We start from the raw sequence: 17,055 nt of genomic DNA, 5'->3' as shown, positions 1-17,055 counted from the left end.
CATCGCTTTGTGATTTAGGAGGGCTATTATACGCCATTTAGCACATTTTTTCTTGATGAATTGCAAATTTGTTTAAAAGAGGGGTTTAATATATGGAGCTTATCCCGCTTTCGCTACTATCTTCTTACCTAAGCAGTATATCTATATTTGCTTCAATTTATTATCACAAAATTAAAATATTGAGCCTATGGACTCTCACTAGAGAAACTGAGTTTAAATAAATTATAGTAGTCAATGCCCTAAAATAGTAATATGGTTTATCTCATAAATATAAAGGCTAGGGACTAAATATGGCAACGACTCAACAACAAGTATTAATTAAAGAAGAAGCAAGTAAATTATTTGTATTCGATGAAGTGTATAGCTTTAGAGCGGCACAGGAACAAGCAGAAAAAAAGAAGCTCAATGCCTTTGGTATGATGGCAAAACTTAATCCCCTAAAGCGTCCAAAAGAAGAAACCGTTCAGTTATCGCGCAAAGAAAGTCGCTTAGAGCCATACTGGCATATAGAAGCGACCAAATCCGTTGACTATGAATGCCAAATCACTTATCAAGTGCCTATCCATAACCCTTACGTACAGTCAATTCAGGTTGGAGATGAAACCTATGAGGTGGCTCGTACTAAAGACAAAGCAAGAATTGATATACCTGCACTAGAATCATGTCATCGAAAAATATACTGTAATCGACTTATTGATGGGCTAAACCGAGATATTAATCCAGACATATTTAAAAACTATAATGAAAAATATAAGTTTGAGGAGCAAACTGCCGTTTCTGAAAACCAGAATGTCATTGAACCCCTTATTCCTCAGCAAGCAGTTATTCAAAAAGCTTGTTCTTTATTAAATAGTGAAGCTGTAAATGCTCATAGTATCCATAATGACACCATCACCTTTGATAAAATTCATCTATTTTTAGTGCCTGTTTTTGCTTTTGAGTTCGTTTGGGGTACGGTTGATAAAACAGGAGTTATTGAAGTAAATGGACTAACAGGGGAAGTCATCGAAAACGGGGAATGGTACAAAAATAAAATTAGCGAAATTTTAACTCGTGAAATGCTGGTTGATATTAGTGCCGATATCGCTAGTGAGTTAATTCCTGGTGGTGGCATAGCGATTAAAGTAGTGGGCAAGATGATTTAGTCTAAATAGAAATAATAAACCCTTTTAAATTGAAAAGATTTCAAATCCTAACAATAGAGAGCGCCCTATATAAAGAATTAAGAGCCCTCTCTATTTTTTTGTCACTAGATTTTATAACAAATCTAGAAATTAACCTATCGATGAAGGTGAGTGCAAACGCTAAAATATAAGATTCAAAGAGTATGACATAGAGAAGGTATTTCATAGAGAAGGTATTATCTAAACAGCTCAATCAACTTCTCCAAATATTCCCCATCTATGTCATCAAACGTCGCCAGTTTATCCGAATCAATATCTAATACGGCAATAATCTCATTATTTCTATCTCTGACCGGCACCACAATCTCTGACTGTGATAATGCTGAACATGCGATATGATTCGGATGCGCATTAACATCATCGACAATTTGCGTCTTGCCGGTTGCCCAAACCTCACCGCACACCCCTTTGCCATGATTGATACGTGTACAAGCCAGTGGGCCTTGGAAAGGTGCAAGAATAAGCTGATTAGACTCAGTATCCACTCGATAAAAGCCTATCCAAAACCAGCCAAAGGTGTCTTTTAATAACGCAGTCAGATTAGCCATATTGGCAATCAAATCACTTTCACTACTGACAATGGCTTCAGCTTGTTTTAATAGCAGCTCATATTTTTCAATCTTATCAGCATTAGGGTCGATAGGGGTCAACGCTTGCATAGTCTTCTCTTATATATCTTTTGATTAATAAAAATAAGTGGATTTGATCCGGGGTTAAGAGTCGTTACGCTCTAGCAGCATCGCATCACCATAGCTAAAGAAGCGATATTTATGTTCGATAGCATGCTGATAAGCTCGCTCAATATTGTGCTTACCCGCAAAGGCTGATACTAGCATTAGCAAAGTAGATTTGGGCAAATGAAAGTTGGTTAATAAAGTATCTATCACTCCAAACTTAAAACCGGGATAGATAAATATATCAGTATCGCCCGCCCATGCTGAAATCTGACCTTGGGTATCGGCAGTTTTTTGATAAGCCGTTTCAAGCACACGGGTCACTGTGGTACCAATGGCAATCACTTTATGACCATTTTTATGAGTCTGGTTAATCAATTCAGCCGTATCTTGTGGCAAATTCGCATACTCGCTGTGCATGGTATGATTCAGAAGATTATCGGTCTTTACAGGCGCAAAAGTACCTGCTCCAACATGCAAGGTCACATAAGCGGTATTAATTCCTTTTTCAGCAAGCTTAGCTAATACCGTATCATCAAAATGGAGACTTGCAGTTGGCGCTGCAACGCTTGCAAGCTTAGTAGGGTCATGGAATACGGTTTGATATCGGATATTATCGGTTTCATCAGCATGACGCTCAAAGTAGGGCGGAATTGGCAATTCGCCATATTGCTCCAAATCTGCAAGGATTGGATTTTTGAAGCTTAGTATAAACAAGTTCTCATGACGACCTATCATCACACAGTCTATATTGCCATCCGCCAACAATAGTCTCTGTCCGTATTTGGGCGCCTTGCTGGCACGTACATGACATAGAGCGACATTATCGTAAATCTTGCCGCCCTTAGCTTGATCTTGGGTAAACTGCTTATCATCGGTCAGACGTTCTACCAACACTTCAACTTTTCCGCCGCTGTCTTTTTTTCCAAAAAGTCGTGCTTTCATGACTTTGGTGTCATTAAATACGATTAAATCGCCTTGATTTAATAGCTCAGGCAACTGGGTAAATTTTTTATCCAGTACTTCAAATTGACAGTCGTTATGCGCCGGCAAGTACATAAGACGTGACGCACTGCGTTGCTCTAAAGGATAACGTGCAATATATTCATCAGGTAACTCATAGTCATAATCGTCGACACTTAGATAGCCCTCAGTTGAAGATACGGACTCAGTATCTGTTAAATGGTTTAAGGTGTCGTCAGGAGTAGGGTATTGATTGTTATGCTGGCTCATAGGCGGTCTTTAATCGTCTTAAAATAAAAGTGGTCAAGGCGTTCAAATAAAAAAGGCGAAAACTATGACTTAGGAAAACTATGACTTAGATCTGTTCTAGTCTGCCCCAAATTCAATAGTGGCTAGTTTAACAGAAACAAGCCTTTTTTGAGTTACCTATAGTATTTTTATAGTCCAAATAAGTCAGGTTGAGCGTTAAGGCTGTCAGGAGTGGTTAAATTAGAATAGGTAACGCCAACCAAGCGAATAGGTAAGTGTCGAGGCACATCATCCAGCAGTTTGCGCAGCCAATAATGGGCAGATTCAGCGGTAGGAAAGGGGGTGTGCAAGGTGTGTGAGCGGGTAATTTGGTGGAAGTCGGAATACTTGATTTTTAAGGTTATGGTATGGCCGAGCCGACCTTTTTTGCTCAATTGGGTAAACGCATCGGCATTTTGCTCAAATATCTGATCCAATAATCGCTCTGTATCACTGATGTTGTCACGAAAAGTAGTCTCACTGCCTACCGATTTGTGTTTACGCTCTGCCTTGACAGGGCGGGTGTCATTGCCATGCGCAATTTCAGAATAAAAGCGACCGCGCTTGCCAAACTCATTTACCAATGTATCGACTGGCATGGCTCTTAAATCAGCCCCAGTATAAATTCCCATCTCATGTAAACGACGCGCTGTTGCTTTGCCGATCCCATGAAAGCGCTCAATGGGAAGCGCCGTGATAAAGTCATCGGCTTGCTCGGGTGTAATTACCGCAATGCCGTTTGGCTTGTTAATGTCTGAGGCAATCTTAGCCAACATCTTATTAAATGACACCCCCGCAGAGGCTCGTAGTTGGGTCTTGTTATAGATTTCAGCGCGTAGCCAGTTTGCCATTAACGTTGCTGATCCATGATGTGCTTTGATACCCGTTACATCAAGGTACGCCTCGTCTAAGGACAATGGCTCAACAAGGTCGGTTAAACTGAGCATAATCTGTCTGATTTGTTGACTGACGCTACGATAAACGTCAAATCGAGGACGTACAAATATGGCGTCAGGGCAGCGACGTTTCGCCTCATAGCAGGACATTGCAGAGCGAACGCCAAATTTGCGAATCTCATAACTAGCTGCAGCAACCACACCCCGTCCATTTGGATCACCACCTACTACCAAAGGCTTACCGCGAAGTTCGGGGAAGTCGCGTTGTTCAACACTGGCATAAAATGCATCCATATCCAGATGGATTATTTTACGCTGAGGAAGTGTCGCCGCGATAGCTGGAACGTCAGATAGAGGATGGCTCATTAGACAATAGTGTTGGGTCTGATAATAGTATTTAGGTAACTTGCATCGATATCAAATTTAGCATTTGCAAGGATTATAGTGTATTTAATAAAAGCTAAGATTTTTTAAGAAGAACGGATATCTGATTAGTAATGTACTTCAATGTACTTCATAGATAGTGTAACAGGTTAAATGAGTAGGGTTAATGCTGAAAATGTATGAGTATCTATGATGATTAAGTTGCAGTATCTTATGCGGTCTTTAAGATAAATTATCTCATCACACTATAGCTCTTAAAAATATAGCCTTTAAAGAACGATAAATTTTAGACCATCACAGTTTATAGGACTTAATTTTTGTTTAATTATAAAATTAATAAATATAATAACTTTAAAACATTATGCCTTTTAAGAATAGTTGATGATTTTATTTCAAAAATAATAATTGCAAAAACAAAGACTTCGTCAGGGTTTCAAATCTTAGGCAGCATTTAAGAAGAATAACTTAAACTTTAATAGGGTGACTTTTTTAAAGTTTTTATTGAAAATAACCTTAATTTTTGTAAAATTATAGTGTAAATCTACTAAATAAAATGCTAGTCTAGTAGTTAAATTTAGTTTTGTTAATAATATTTTTAACTATAAATAAAAAGGAAATTAAAATTGAAACAGATACTAGGCGCTCTTTCGTTAATGACACTAGGTATGATTAGTGTCTCTGCTCAAGCTGCAATGCATTACGATTCTCATGGTAATGTGGGTTATGATACTTTAGCTGAATGCCAAAGTGCTATTAAATCAGGCAACGCTAAATTTTATAGATCGAGTACTTTTCATAAACCACTACTACGTGGTAATGAAGTCGCGGTATCGAAAGGTCGTTTGGGTGACTTAGCACCGCAGTATACCAATGGTACCTGTGATATCGGGACGGGTCGTCGCGGTGGACGTGATGGCGTTGCTAGTGCTATTCAAGGTAAATATATTCCTTATTCACCTGATATGATGATTAATCAATATGTCAATTCATCTGGCGATATCGTACGCGTATCTATGCAACAGTGTGATAACTGGTTCAGTAGTGCATTTCCACAAGGTATGCCAGTAGCGCCACCGCCGCAACCAGCACCACAACCTGCGCCACAGCCAGTACCGCAACCGGCTCCTCAGCCGGCTCCACCAACCCCTACCCCTGCTGTCCCGCAACCAGCACCTGCCCCAGCACCGACACCAGCAGTTAATGCTGCCGTTGGTGGGCTTCCTTCATGGGCACCGCTAGCCGCTGCCGGTATTATCGGTATCGCTATTGCAGCAAGTAATGATTCTGACTCATCTAGTAGCTCTGGAACAAGTGGAACTTCTGGAACGACTAAATAATCTTTATTTAGCTAAATTAGTTAATAGTGATTGGTTGATAGTAATATGCCTTAAATTGTAGAAATTTAAGGCATATTTTTTCATAATCAAATAGTGAAAGAAAATGCAAAAATCATATAAGTCTCTTATCAATCTATTGGTCGTAACTAGTGCTTTAAGCCTGTTCGGCTGTGGGGTTAAAACGGGTTGCTCTGGTGAACGTACTCAATGCTTCGGCGTATCGAATAGTCTATTTAAAAATAAGGCGACTCAACCGAATTTAAGTCCAGATTTTAACTACATTAGACTCACAATGAATAGTCAGGTAGCTTGGCTGGCTCAAGGGGCAACGGATCAATGGCCAAATGTCCATACAAAGGTTTATTACAGTGCTGACCGCTCTGTTTTTAAGTGGTCAAATGGTCGATTAATATCGGTCACTACGCCAGAATATAGCTGGCGTGAACGTACGATTACACCTTTAAACTGGTCGTCATCAAAACCGATCCAGTTTATCCGAGAAGTTGATACGGTTGATGGTATGACTGCTGTACAAGAGCGACGCGAGTTGATGGGTAGTGCCATTCCTGATAATGACAGTTATGTCGGAGATAAATCCACGCTTCAGTGGGTACATGAATATACTGTATCAAAATCAGCGGCCATGGATGATAAGCCTTCCTATGATAGTTGGTATGCCTTTGAATCAAATAATATGAACGAGCCTGTGTATGGACAACACTGTATTTCCAAAAATTATTGTCTATCGTGGCAAGTATGGAAAACATCATGAAGCTAAAAGAACTTACTCCCCCAACATTAAGTTATAAAAAGTTAGTGCTTGCGTTAGCGACCTGTATCAGCTTGCCCAGTTATGCCAATACAGAACAGCCTCAAGATATTCATCAATTTGAAACTCATCAATTTGGAAATGATAAGGTTGTAGACTCTTATATACAAACCCCTAGTCATTCCAAAGCGTTAACTCCTCCTGAAGGACAGCGAATGGGGGAGTGGTTAATCCAAGAGCTTGAACAAAATCCTCAACAATACTATGAACCTGCGCTGATATGGGAGTCAAAGTCAGAAGTTGCTCTGCAACAACAACAACAAAATATATTAGGCCAGAAAATTGAACAATTCGCAATCAACAGCGACCCCAGTAGTCAAGCAGATTTACTGTCTTTAAAGCAGTGGATTGAGTCGTTATCTGCGACAGGACGTGTTGTTCTTCCTAAGCAAGATCCTCGTTATCTGCAAGTCAACCCAAGCGTCGAACCTGTTTTTGAAGCAGGGGATTCAGTACGTGTACAGACCCGTCCTAATACTATCACTGTCTTATTTGATGACACTCAAGCCTGCAACGTCAGCTTTGAATCTGGAGTGAGTGCAAAAAGCTATATTGATGAGTGCCACTCTCATTTGAACAAAAATGTACAAGCTGATGACGCCTATCTAATATCACCTGATGGCACAGTGCAGTATATTACGCTTGCTAAATGGAACGCCCAACATCAAATGGCACCGAACTCTGGGTCTTGGTTATGGGTGCCAAGTGCTAAAAATGGCTGGTCAGATGAGCTGGCTGAGGAAGTTGCTCAGTTTATTGCCACTCAAGGGTTAGACTTATCATTACCTAATGGACAAGACCGTGCGGTTATTAATCTCAATCTCAATCTTAATCTTAATAATAAGCAACCTGAAACGGGCAGGGATCTGCCTGTTAGCTCTAGCGATTGGGGCGTAGTAGGTCTATTACAGACGCCTACTGCTCGTATGCATGACAAAGGTACTCTAGTGACACATGTGTCTCATGTCGATCCATATACGCAATACAATATCTTATTACAGCCGTTTGATCGGTTAGAGACTACCGTCCGCTATACCAATATTGATGGGGTCTCTTATGGACCTGTTAGCCCAACCCAAGACCTTAAAGATAAGTCTCTAGACGTTAAACTTAAGCTATTAAAGGAAGATCGCTGGATTCCAGAGGTAGCTGTTGGTTGGCGAGATCCAGCAGGTACCAGTATATTTGGTGGTGAATACGTTGTTGCTAATAAACGCTATGGCGACTTTGACTTTAGCTTAGGTATGGGCTGGGGCTATTTGGGCGCTCGGGGCAATATCGACAATCCGCTGGGCGTCATTGATGATCGCTTTGATGAGCGCGTTGCTGATAAAAAAGGATTAGGCGGTGAATTAAGTCCAAAATCATGGTTTACTGGACCGGCTTCCTTCTTTGGTGGGGTGCAATGGCATACCCCTTATGATCCACTCACAGTGAAGATTGAATATGATGGTAATGACTATAAATCTGAACGACTGTTTGGTGAAAACTATGAATCCAAGGACTTTCCTATTAATGTAGGTCTGACTTGGCAAGACATCGATAGAGGCTATGCGCTTAGCGCTGGATATGAGCGCGGTGACACGATGATGTTCGGACTGTCTTTAGCAGGTGATTTGACTAAACTGGGGCAAATTAAACCTAAAGCTCAACAGGTCCAACATATTGATAAGGTTCCCTTTACTCAATACTCTGGACTTAAATATCGGGTTAACTTAGGGATTGAAGATGAGTCATTGTCGCAGAATGCGCCATTATTAAATGCATTATCTCAAGCTACAGGCTGGAAGGCTACAGATTTAACGATAGATAAAGGTAATGTTCTTATCAATGTAGAAGACTATAACGGCGTGTTTATCAAAGAACGACTGCAACAAGGCATGGAGATATTAAGTCAAGTTCTTACGTCTGATATTAAAATGGTTCAAATTCAAGTGTCGAGATATGGTGAGCCTGTTGGTGTGTTTAACATCGACCCTCAAACATGGGCACAGCAATATAAACAATTGTTACCACCCTCAAAACGCATTGAACAACCGTTAACCATAACGTCGGCTGCGCCAAGCTACAACACTCCAAGCGCTCAAGTTGTGGCGCACTCTAATACACCAAAGGGGTCTATAAGGTTCTCACCAAGCATTCAACAAAGTATTGGTGGTCCTGATGGCTATCTATTTGGTGTTTTTGCCAATGCTAATGCGGATTATAAATTATGGCAAGGCTCTTGGGTCGATGCGAATGCCCAAATACGTGTGGTGGATAATTATGATAACTATAGCTACACGGCGCACAGCAAACTACCCCGTGTCCGTACTAATTTCGGTGATTATATGACCACGTCCCGAATTCTGATGCCAAACTTGCAGTGGAATCAGTTTAAGTCATTTGGTAACAACTGGTATGGCTTGGCCTACGCAGGTTACTTAGAATCGATGTTTGCTGGTGTCGGTGCAGAAGTTTTATACCGTCGTCCTGATCAACCTTGGGCGGTTGGTATTGACTTAAACCGCGTCCGTCAGCGTGACTTTGATCAGCATTTTGGTCTGCAAAATTATGAAGTAACCACAGGGAATGTGAGCTTATATTGGGACACCCCTTGGTATGATGTCGATATGAAGTTGTCAGCGGGTCAGTATTTAGCGGGTGATAAAGGGGCTACTTTGGATCTGTCTCGTCAATTTGATAACGGCGTGAAGATGGGGGGCTGGATTACTAAGACAGATGTCAGCTCTGAGGAATTTGGAGAAGGCAGTCTCGATAAAGGTATTTACGTCTCCATTCCGTTTGATACGCTATTTAGACAGTGGTCGCCTGGTACTGCGTCACTGGTTTATCAACCTCTCATTCGTGATGGTGGTGCGAAGCTGCAACGTAGAAATCAGTTGATTAATCTGACAGCGCCGCTTGATAAATCCGCTTTGGATATTAAGAATCCTCGAGCACACTAAGAGGTGAACTCATATATTAAGTGTCAACATTTATTGAAGCCATCGTTTTATACGGTGGCTTTTTTAGGTAATATAACCATAATGACTTTACGTCAACCAGCCAAATTTATAACTTAAATAACCAGCGGAAACCGCAACGGTACCAGTAATAAATCCACCCCATGCAAAATCTATTAAGGCCGCTGAGGTACTATAGTCTTTGAACAAAGCTAAAACAGTAAAGTCAAAAGTGCCGTATGCCATCAAGCCTATCAATGCACCAAAAACAAACAATTGCCAAAGAGGGGCATGTGCTTTGACTTGCGGATAAATGACCAGAATGCATAAGGCAAAGATATAAAACAGATAAAACACAGCGGCGGCTAGCATATTTGGCGTATCAGACAACAAATGCCCAATACGTGGTTGATAAAACGTCTGCGTCATGGTCTTTAGCCAAACGCTATCTACCAACACAAACACGATGACCGAGCTAATATAAATCCAAATGTATGCTAAATTCATTTGAGGTTCTCCTCTATGGGACATTTAAGGTTGAATGTTATAGTGCATCAGTCATAAAGGTATTGTAATGACTACCGATAATCGGGCTTGACCGCTTTTATTTGTACAACGCCGACGGTACGCTCCAAAAAGCCCGCTTCACAATAGCAAAAGTAAAATTGCCAAAGTCTGATAAACGCCTCATCGTACCCCATTGCTCGTATATCGTCCAAATGAGCTATAAATGCTTGTCGCCAATCTTTTAAAGTACGGGCATAATCGTAGCCGTAATCGGTAAGTGATTTAACGACCATATCCGTTTGATTGGTAAACTGTGTGATAATTTCTTGATTGGATAGCAAGCATCCACCAGGAAATATATGCGACTGAATAAAATCAACTGAGTTCAAATAATCCGCATAACCCTGGTCTTTAAAGGTTATGGCTTGTAGTGCCATAATACCGTTAGATTTCAAAAGGCTATCACATTTAGCAAAAAAGGTAGGTAAATATTCATGCCCAACCGCCTCTACCATTTCAATACTGATAAGTTTGTCATATTTCCCGCTTAACTTACGGTAGTCTTGTTTTAACAGTGTGATTTTATCACTCAGTCTAGCCTCTTCGACCCGACGTTTAGCCTCGATATATTGGGCATCTGATATGGTCGTCGTTGTTACCTGACAGCCATAGTTTTGTACAGCAAAAATAGCAAATCCACCCCAGCCCGTGCCAATTTCTATCACATGGTCTTCTGGGTTTAGCTCTAATAACTCGCACAGGGTTTTAAGCTTCGTTTGTTGCGCGTCAAATAATGTTGACTCTGGCGATGAATAAATGCCAGACGAATACATCATACTGTCATCTAAAAACGTCTTATACATCTCATTGCCAAGGTCGTAATGTGCCAAAATATTCGATTTTGAGTTGCGCACCGTATTCGTTCGAGACTGATGCTTTCTGAACTCAAACACTTTACTCAGCTTGCTTAACATACCTTCAAGTTGTTTATCTATTTGGCGATTGCGTGCGCCAATGCGAATCAAAGCAGTTAAGTCATCCACATCCCAATCGCCGTTTATATAACTGTCTGCAAGAGCAATATCACCGCCTAAAATGAGCTTACGGTAAAAGTCCTTGTTATGAACGTTTACAGTCGCATGTAATGGATCACCAACAGCGCCGTCACCGTTGAGTCTATGATGAAGGTCTTTAGGTGTATTGGAAAAAGTGAATACCTTATTCTTCTGGCGACGCTTAATAAACTTATCAGCGTATCTATTAAAACCATTATCTTTAATAGAATTACTAACCCCATCGGAGCTATTGTTCTCAATAACGGTAATACTGCCATGCTGTAGATAAGATAGGGCTTTAAATAAAATACGACGAGATGCTGTATCAATACCAAATTTAATAGGAGCAAGTGCGGTACTATTAGCAACCTGTTTGACAAATGATGGAATAAGTTTTTCAGTAGGATACTGTGCCACTCTGTCTGTAGGGTATTTATTTTGAGGTGACATTATATGATCTCTGCCTTGCTTCGAATGTTGTTGATGAAAAGTCTTGGTATTCGTATTGCTTGCTGTACTTATGTCTATATTGGTGTTGTCTGTCTTAGATCCACTTTCTGTGCTTTGAACCCTACTATGTTTCGCATCGGTTTGATTCCGTCCAACCAATGATTGGTTATAGCCAACATAAGGTACGTTTTTTATTACATACAATATAAACGCGTGCCAATAGATACGTCCTAGTGAGCTATAATTCAAAAAGGGGCTATTCTTGATACTTATAGATACATTTTCTTTGGTCATTGCTTGCGCGAGCATATTGATGCCTGCCTCAAACACTTGGCCTCTACTATCGGACACACCAATACTGATATTGACTGATTTTAAATCAGTCTTTTTAACATTAACCCTCCATGTATATTGTTGGTTAATTGGATTGAATGGCGAGACATGAAATCCTTTGTTATGGCTAAACTCAGTGTTATTACCCGTGAGTTTAAAACCATAAAAGTGGCGTTTATTCCAAGGTGTATTGCTCACCTCAGCAAGTAAATGACTGACATCGCCTACATCATTAAAACCTAGGTAAAAATTTACAGGGCTGAAATAAATCCCTAAATTGCGACCAACCACTAATGCCAAAATATCTCCCGTTGGTTGGCTGTTCGTCAAACGCTCAAACTGTTGTAAAATGTTAATTCGCCATAGTTTTGCTGCTTTTATATTATTGGTTGGTACGTCCTTAGATAAGCTTTGGATATGACTAATTGTTGATTGCGTTTTTGGATAATCATATAAATAGTCAGCATTTTCTAAATTACTATCATCGAGACTATCTAGTTTGCAATAATCTGAAAAATCAAAGCTATGTAGGCTTTTAAAGCTTTTGGCTTGAGTGCTAAATATCTTAAAAGTATTTAGGTATCTACTAAGTTTAGATTCACTTGTTAGTAAAGTATCTAGCCCCAACTCTACAGGAAAGTCACTTTCTGCAAGTCTGTTTAAGCTTAGTCCCCAGTAGCGATATGGATAGTTGAAACGGTGTTTGCTAGGTATGTGACGGACGTGCCATGTTGTGCCGGTCAGTATTTGGTGAGGCAAGTTGTGACAACTTTCTTTGAAACTAAAGGTTGTGTTGGTATGCGTAGTCATAGCTATCCGTGCGTTCTACAGTATAGGTTGTTGTGCTTTAAAATTAATATTTGAATGTTCAACAGACCCTATTCAAATAGGGCATTTAATGCGGTATTGGTGCTGGCTGAGAACACTTCTCGCTTACTTAATTTGTAAGCATTTTTATCGGCTTTAACAGGTAGCGCGCCTCTTTTGAAAATTGGATTAGGCTCAGCATTATGGGATAAATGATAAAGGTTCACTTTAACAAGAATGTTTATGTTGGCTCCTAAATGCTGGCATACTCTTAAGCCGCTTTTGACGCCGTCTTCATGGAAGCCACTAAACCAATAAGCCCCGCAAAAGTGCGTATGATTATCTTGAGCGGTAAGACGCAGCCATTGCTGCTGAGCAAGGGTCATCTCAACATCATAGACAGGATGTCGATAATTAATGCGTTTAATCACATGCGCATCATCCACTTGCTTGTTCAGCGTCACTAGGTAATTATGTTTTTTAACCAAGCGTTGCAAGATGTTCATGTTATAGGTCAAAAAGGGTTTTAAATCTTGATAAGACGTTTCTGCATCGTTAGGCAGCAGATAATTCCAGCTTGCCCACGTCAGCGATTTTTTGGGGAGTACGCTTGTATCGGTATGCAAAATGGCTTCATTGTCGCTAAAGGTAAATGACCCCAACACTTTCGATTCTAGTTCATTGATATCAGATAACAGAACTTTTGTAACATCAGCATGACATGCAAAGATTACCTCATCAAAATCAGACGATTTATCATTATCATAAATGTCCTTATAGATAATAGTAACGCCAGCTCCGCTATTCGTATCTAAATTCGCACTATGGCGGGTTACCGATTGAACAGGGCTATTAACCAAAGCTTTACCGCCAAGTTTGGCATATCGATTGACCAGTTTATTCACATACTGCTTTGAACCCCCTTTAATGGTAAACCATCGAGGTCGATTCACGATATCAAGCAAACCATGATGAACAAAAAACTGAGCAAAAAATATCAATGGCAATGATTGAGATGTCCCAATTTCCATTGACCAAATCGAGGAGACCATTGGCAATAAGTAGTTTTCCTGAAATAACTTGCCATATTTATGCTTGCTTAAGTAATCATATAAGGTCTCTTGTCTTAGGTGCTTAAGCTGTTTGGTTTTAGAAGCTATTTTGCGTTTTAATTTCTGGCTTTTTATATTAGTGAATTTACAGTTTTGTTTGGCTTCTTCAGTAGATAAAGTAAGTGATTTGATCTCTTGATCAAGGTCTTTATAGTCTTGGTAGAGTTGTTTTATGTCCTTGTTAAAGGTAATAATATCTTTGGCAAAGCGCCAAAACTTCGGACTAATTACGTTTTTACGTTGAGATAGTAAGCTATTTAACCTATGCCCATTGTATTCAAAATGAATAGCAGGGTTTTGTACCGAAAAGCTCATATCTGTCTTTTGAAACGGTACTCTAAGTTCATCCAGTAGTCGGAAAAAATTGGGATAAGTTCGCTCGTTAAACACAATAAAACCGGTATCAATTGCAGCGGTTTCAATACTATCTTTGCTAAATTTTCTCGGTGTTTTTAGTGTGACATCAATGGTATTCACATGCCCGCCAAGGTAGTCTTTGGCTTCAAAAATAGTCACATCATGTTCTCCCACCAAATAATGAGCGCACGTTAAGCCTGAAACACCTGAACCAATAATGGCAATCGTCTTTGGTTTGGTTCTTTGAGTATGTGAACGATTCATAACTGTCTCTTATTATCATGATTCTTTGATCATGTATTCTTTAGATATTCGTTCTTTTATAAGTTAGCCGACTATATCTATTAGGATTATTAACGTTAGCGGTTATATAGTTTATTAGAAACAAATTGCCACACTCTACTGGGCAAAATACCCAAGGCCTTTAGTGGAATAGTGAGATGTTTCGGGAACGCAATTATATCCTGACCATTATCAATTCCCTGACGTATGGCATGACTGGCTTGCTTAGGGGTCTGTAAAAAAGGCATCTCAAAATCATTTCTATCCGTCATTGGCGTTTCGACAAATCCAGGTATGACTAAGCTTACCTTTATGCCGTGTGGTTTTAGACTAATTTGCAAGGTCTGCATTAAATAATGTATTGCGGCTTTAGAGCTACCATAAGCCTCAGCACGAGCAAAGGGGACGTAAGCGGAAGCAGACCCTAAAGCAACCAATCTACCTTGTGTTTTTTTAAGCGCAGGTAATACTGCTTCAATGGAGTAGATCAATGAATTAAAGTTGCTATTCATCACCTGCATAATCTTCAAGCTATCAAATCCTAATTTTGAAAGATTCAGCGTCTTATTATTAAGCGTGTCTAGAGGTATTAAGCCGTTGTCAGACCTATCGTTTGCTCTTACCTCATCGATAATATCAATATATTGACAAACCCCAGCACAGCAAATAACGATATCCAGCGAAGTTATGTTAGCTAACGTCCTCATGACCTGTTGATGATTGGTTAAGTCGACATTGATAGGGATTGCCCCTAGGTCACTTAATTCATTCAAGGTTTTTTCGTTACGTCCCACCGCATAAACAACACAGCCGGCATGTAAGTAGTCAATGGCTAATTGATACCCCATACCTGAAGTGGCTCCCGTAATAAGAATACGTTTTGTCATTGCTGTCTACTTAATGGTTGCAGAGTTTATTTGAGTATTAGCGGGTATAGGTATTAAATTAAGGGTTATTTTAGAAAAATTCTCGCATAAAACGTTGATTGTGATGTCAATAATGGCAATATTTACATTTTATGGTTTAAAAATATTATCCAAAGTTGAAAATTTTTATCGTGAAGTTTGCAGGTCATTTAAAGATAAAACTGCTCAGAGTAGATAGGAGAATGAGAATTACCCTGAGCAATTTACCTTTTTAAATATAAGGTAATTCAAGTTATCTTATGGCAGAAGCACTTTATCTATAGCATGAATCACCCCATTAGAAGCTTTCACATCGGTAGCTACAAGGTTTGCAACCCGTCCTTTACCGTCACTAATTTTACCGTCATTAGTAATAGCAAACTTGCTACCTTGAACTGTACTTATCATTCCGGGTTTCACTTGATAGGAGTAAACTGTCGCAGGAACGACATGATACGTAAGCACTTGCTTTAATAAATCGGTATTGGCAAATAGCTGACTTTTACTCATACCAAGCTCAGTCAATAAGTTGGCAAATGCTTGATTGGTTGGCGCAAAGACGGTTAGGTTGGGTGTAGTGGCAAGCGTATCAACTAGTCCTGCCGCCGCCACTGCTTCTACTAATATACTGAAGTCTTTGTTGCTTTGAGCAACTTGCACGAGATTTTTCGCTGTCATGGCTTGTTCACCATGACCAGCATGATTCTGAGCGCCTTGATGATGAGAGCGATCCATTTTATAAGGGCTACTCATACAGGCCGTTAACATTAAGCTGGATACTGCAACAGCCACTAATGTGGTTAGTTTTTTAAATTTCATTGTTTTATCCTATGGTAAGTTTTTATCTTTAGTGGTGGTTTAACTCTCTTTCATACACTCTTTCTCTTTCTCTTTCTATCTATACAGCCCATTGTTGATAATATAGATTTTAATCATCGAACTTATCGGTGTATTTTTATACTGTATAGTATAATTTTATAACTTACAATATTTTTATATACTATTTAGTAAAATTTAATACAAGTTAGTAAATATCATACCAATTGGGTATAATGAATAATATAGAGAATATTTGTATTCTGAATAGAAACACACTTCGAGAAGGTAGATGAGCAAAACCATTAAAGAATCTATGACAGCAGTCGACAATGCTGATAAAGCAAAGAGTGCGAAAATTACGTTCAAGCAAAGAATGATGATTGAACGTGAGAAACTTATTATAGAGACGGTAAATACACTACTAGCGACTAAGGGATATGATGCTATGACGGTAGATGAAATTGCGGATACTGTAGGTATCGCAAAAGCCTCTTTGTATCGGCATTTCCCGAGTAAAGAAGCGCTTGCTGTAGAAGCACTGGTCGATACGATGCATAAAGGGGTCAGTAAAATTAATCAGATCAATCAAACAGATTTATCTGCTTTAGATAAGTTAAAAGCCGTCACGCAATGGGCGATGAGGCTGAAACTTAGTCATCAAATGCCTAATCTACCCAGTGAGAATTCGCAACTTCGTGAGTATTTACTCGCGCACGAAAGTTATATGGATATGCTAGTAACCATGTCAGATGATCTTGGGGGGTGGATTGAACAAGCACAAGCAGAAGGCAAGCTGAATGCCGAAGTACCACCTTTATGTATTCTGTATTCTGTCTATGCTAAGGCATGTGACCCCGTGTTAGGGTTTTTGAAAAGCAGTGGCATGTTTAATGATGAGCAGATTATTGAAATGGTCAGCATCACATTT

At 39.7% G+C, this 17,055-nt stretch carries 13 protein-coding genes; 5 read left to right on the top strand and 8 right to left on the bottom strand.

Annotated elements, in window-relative coordinates; genetic code table 11:
• The first annotated feature begins 290 nt into the window (after positions 1-290).
• Positions 291-1,145, top strand: coding sequence for a hypothetical protein (locus tag AC2SLT_RS07180; protein ID WP_486546973.1), 855 nt, complete (start codon positions 291-293; stop codon positions 1,143-1,145).
• A gap of 215 nt (positions 1,146-1,360) precedes the next feature.
• Here the strand turns inward: AC2SLT_RS07180 and AC2SLT_RS07175 are convergent, their stop codons facing one another.
• From AC2SLT_RS07175 to dinB, 3 genes are all read right to left on the bottom strand, one after another.
• Positions 1,361-1,843 (bottom strand): GAF domain-containing protein, encoded by a 483-nt coding sequence (locus tag AC2SLT_RS07175; protein WP_486546972.1) that lies wholly within the window; start codon positions 1,841-1,843, stop codon positions 1,361-1,363.
• 54 nt (positions 1,844-1,897) lie between these two features.
• The gene (gene queA, locus AC2SLT_RS07170) at positions 1,898-3,091 is read right to left on the bottom strand and encodes a tRNA preQ1(34) S-adenosylmethionine ribosyltransferase-isomerase QueA (RefSeq protein ID WP_486546971.1); all 1,194 of its coding nucleotides are present in this window, start codon (positions 3,089-3,091) and stop codon (positions 1,898-1,900) included.
• A 167-nt stretch (positions 3,092-3,258) separates the two neighbouring features.
• On the bottom strand, positions 3,259-4,371 hold the full coding sequence (gene dinB / locus AC2SLT_RS07165; protein ID WP_486546970.1) for a DNA polymerase IV: 1,113 nt from the start codon (positions 4,369-4,371) through the stop codon (positions 3,259-3,261).
• Positions 4,372-5,012: 641 nt separating this feature from the next.
• On the opposite strand from dinB, the gene AC2SLT_RS07160 reads away from it, so the two are divergent.
• The 3 genes from AC2SLT_RS07160 to AC2SLT_RS07150 all read left to right on the top strand — a co-directional run bounded on the left by AC2SLT_RS07160 (position 5,013) and on the right by AC2SLT_RS07150 (position 9,503).
• On the top strand, positions 5,013-5,726 hold the full coding sequence (locus AC2SLT_RS07160) for a hypothetical protein (RefSeq protein ID WP_486546969.1): 714 nt from the start codon (positions 5,013-5,015) through the stop codon (positions 5,724-5,726).
• 103 nt (positions 5,727-5,829) lie between these two features.
• Positions 5,830-6,498, top strand: coding sequence for a hypothetical protein (locus AC2SLT_RS07155; RefSeq protein WP_486546968.1), 669 nt, complete (start codon positions 5,830-5,832; stop codon positions 6,496-6,498).
• A complete protein-coding gene (locus AC2SLT_RS07150) occupies positions 6,495-9,503 on the top strand; it encodes a YjbH domain-containing protein (RefSeq protein ID WP_486546967.1) in 3,009 nt (1,002 codons plus the stop codon). Before AC2SLT_RS07155 ends, AC2SLT_RS07150 begins: the two co-directional genes overlap by 4 nt.
• Before the next feature lie 87 nt (positions 9,504-9,590).
• Here the strand turns inward: AC2SLT_RS07150 and AC2SLT_RS07145 are convergent, their stop codons facing one another.
• The 5 genes from AC2SLT_RS07145 to AC2SLT_RS07125 all read right to left on the bottom strand — a co-directional run bounded on the left by AC2SLT_RS07145 (position 9,591) and on the right by AC2SLT_RS07125 (position 16,127).
• A complete protein-coding gene (locus AC2SLT_RS07145) occupies positions 9,591-10,007 on the bottom strand; it encodes a DUF2177 family protein (RefSeq protein WP_486546966.1) in 417 nt (138 codons plus the stop codon).
• A 71-nt stretch (positions 10,008-10,078) separates the two neighbouring features.
• Positions 10,079-12,655, bottom strand: coding sequence for a DUF1365 family protein (locus AC2SLT_RS07140; protein WP_486546965.1), 2,577 nt, complete (start codon positions 12,653-12,655; stop codon positions 10,079-10,081).
• Positions 12,656-12,723: 68 nt separating this feature from the next.
• Positions 12,724-14,385, bottom strand: a complete 1,662-nt coding sequence (locus AC2SLT_RS07135; RefSeq protein ID WP_486546964.1) for an NAD(P)/FAD-dependent oxidoreductase — start codon at positions 14,383-14,385, stop codon at positions 12,724-12,726.
• A 95-nt stretch (positions 14,386-14,480) separates the two neighbouring features.
• Positions 14,481-15,290, bottom strand: a complete 810-nt coding sequence (locus AC2SLT_RS07130; protein WP_486546963.1) for an SDR family NAD(P)-dependent oxidoreductase — start codon at positions 15,288-15,290, stop codon at positions 14,481-14,483.
• 276 nt (positions 15,291-15,566) lie between these two features.
• Positions 15,567-16,127, bottom strand: coding sequence for a fasciclin domain-containing protein (locus AC2SLT_RS07125; protein ID WP_486546962.1), 561 nt, complete (start codon positions 16,125-16,127; stop codon positions 15,567-15,569).
• Between the two features lie 289 nt (positions 16,128-16,416).
• Here AC2SLT_RS07125 and AC2SLT_RS07120 point away from each other — a divergent pair.
• The coding region (locus AC2SLT_RS07120; RefSeq protein WP_486546961.1) for a TetR/AcrR family transcriptional regulator at positions 16,417-17,055 on the top strand (639 nt) is incomplete at its 3' end.

It is taken from the genome of Psychrobacter sp. CX18 (assembly GCF_057396215.1).
The sequence above is the reverse complement of the archived record's forward strand: the minus strand, read 5'-3'. Positions and strand labels throughout refer to the sequence as shown.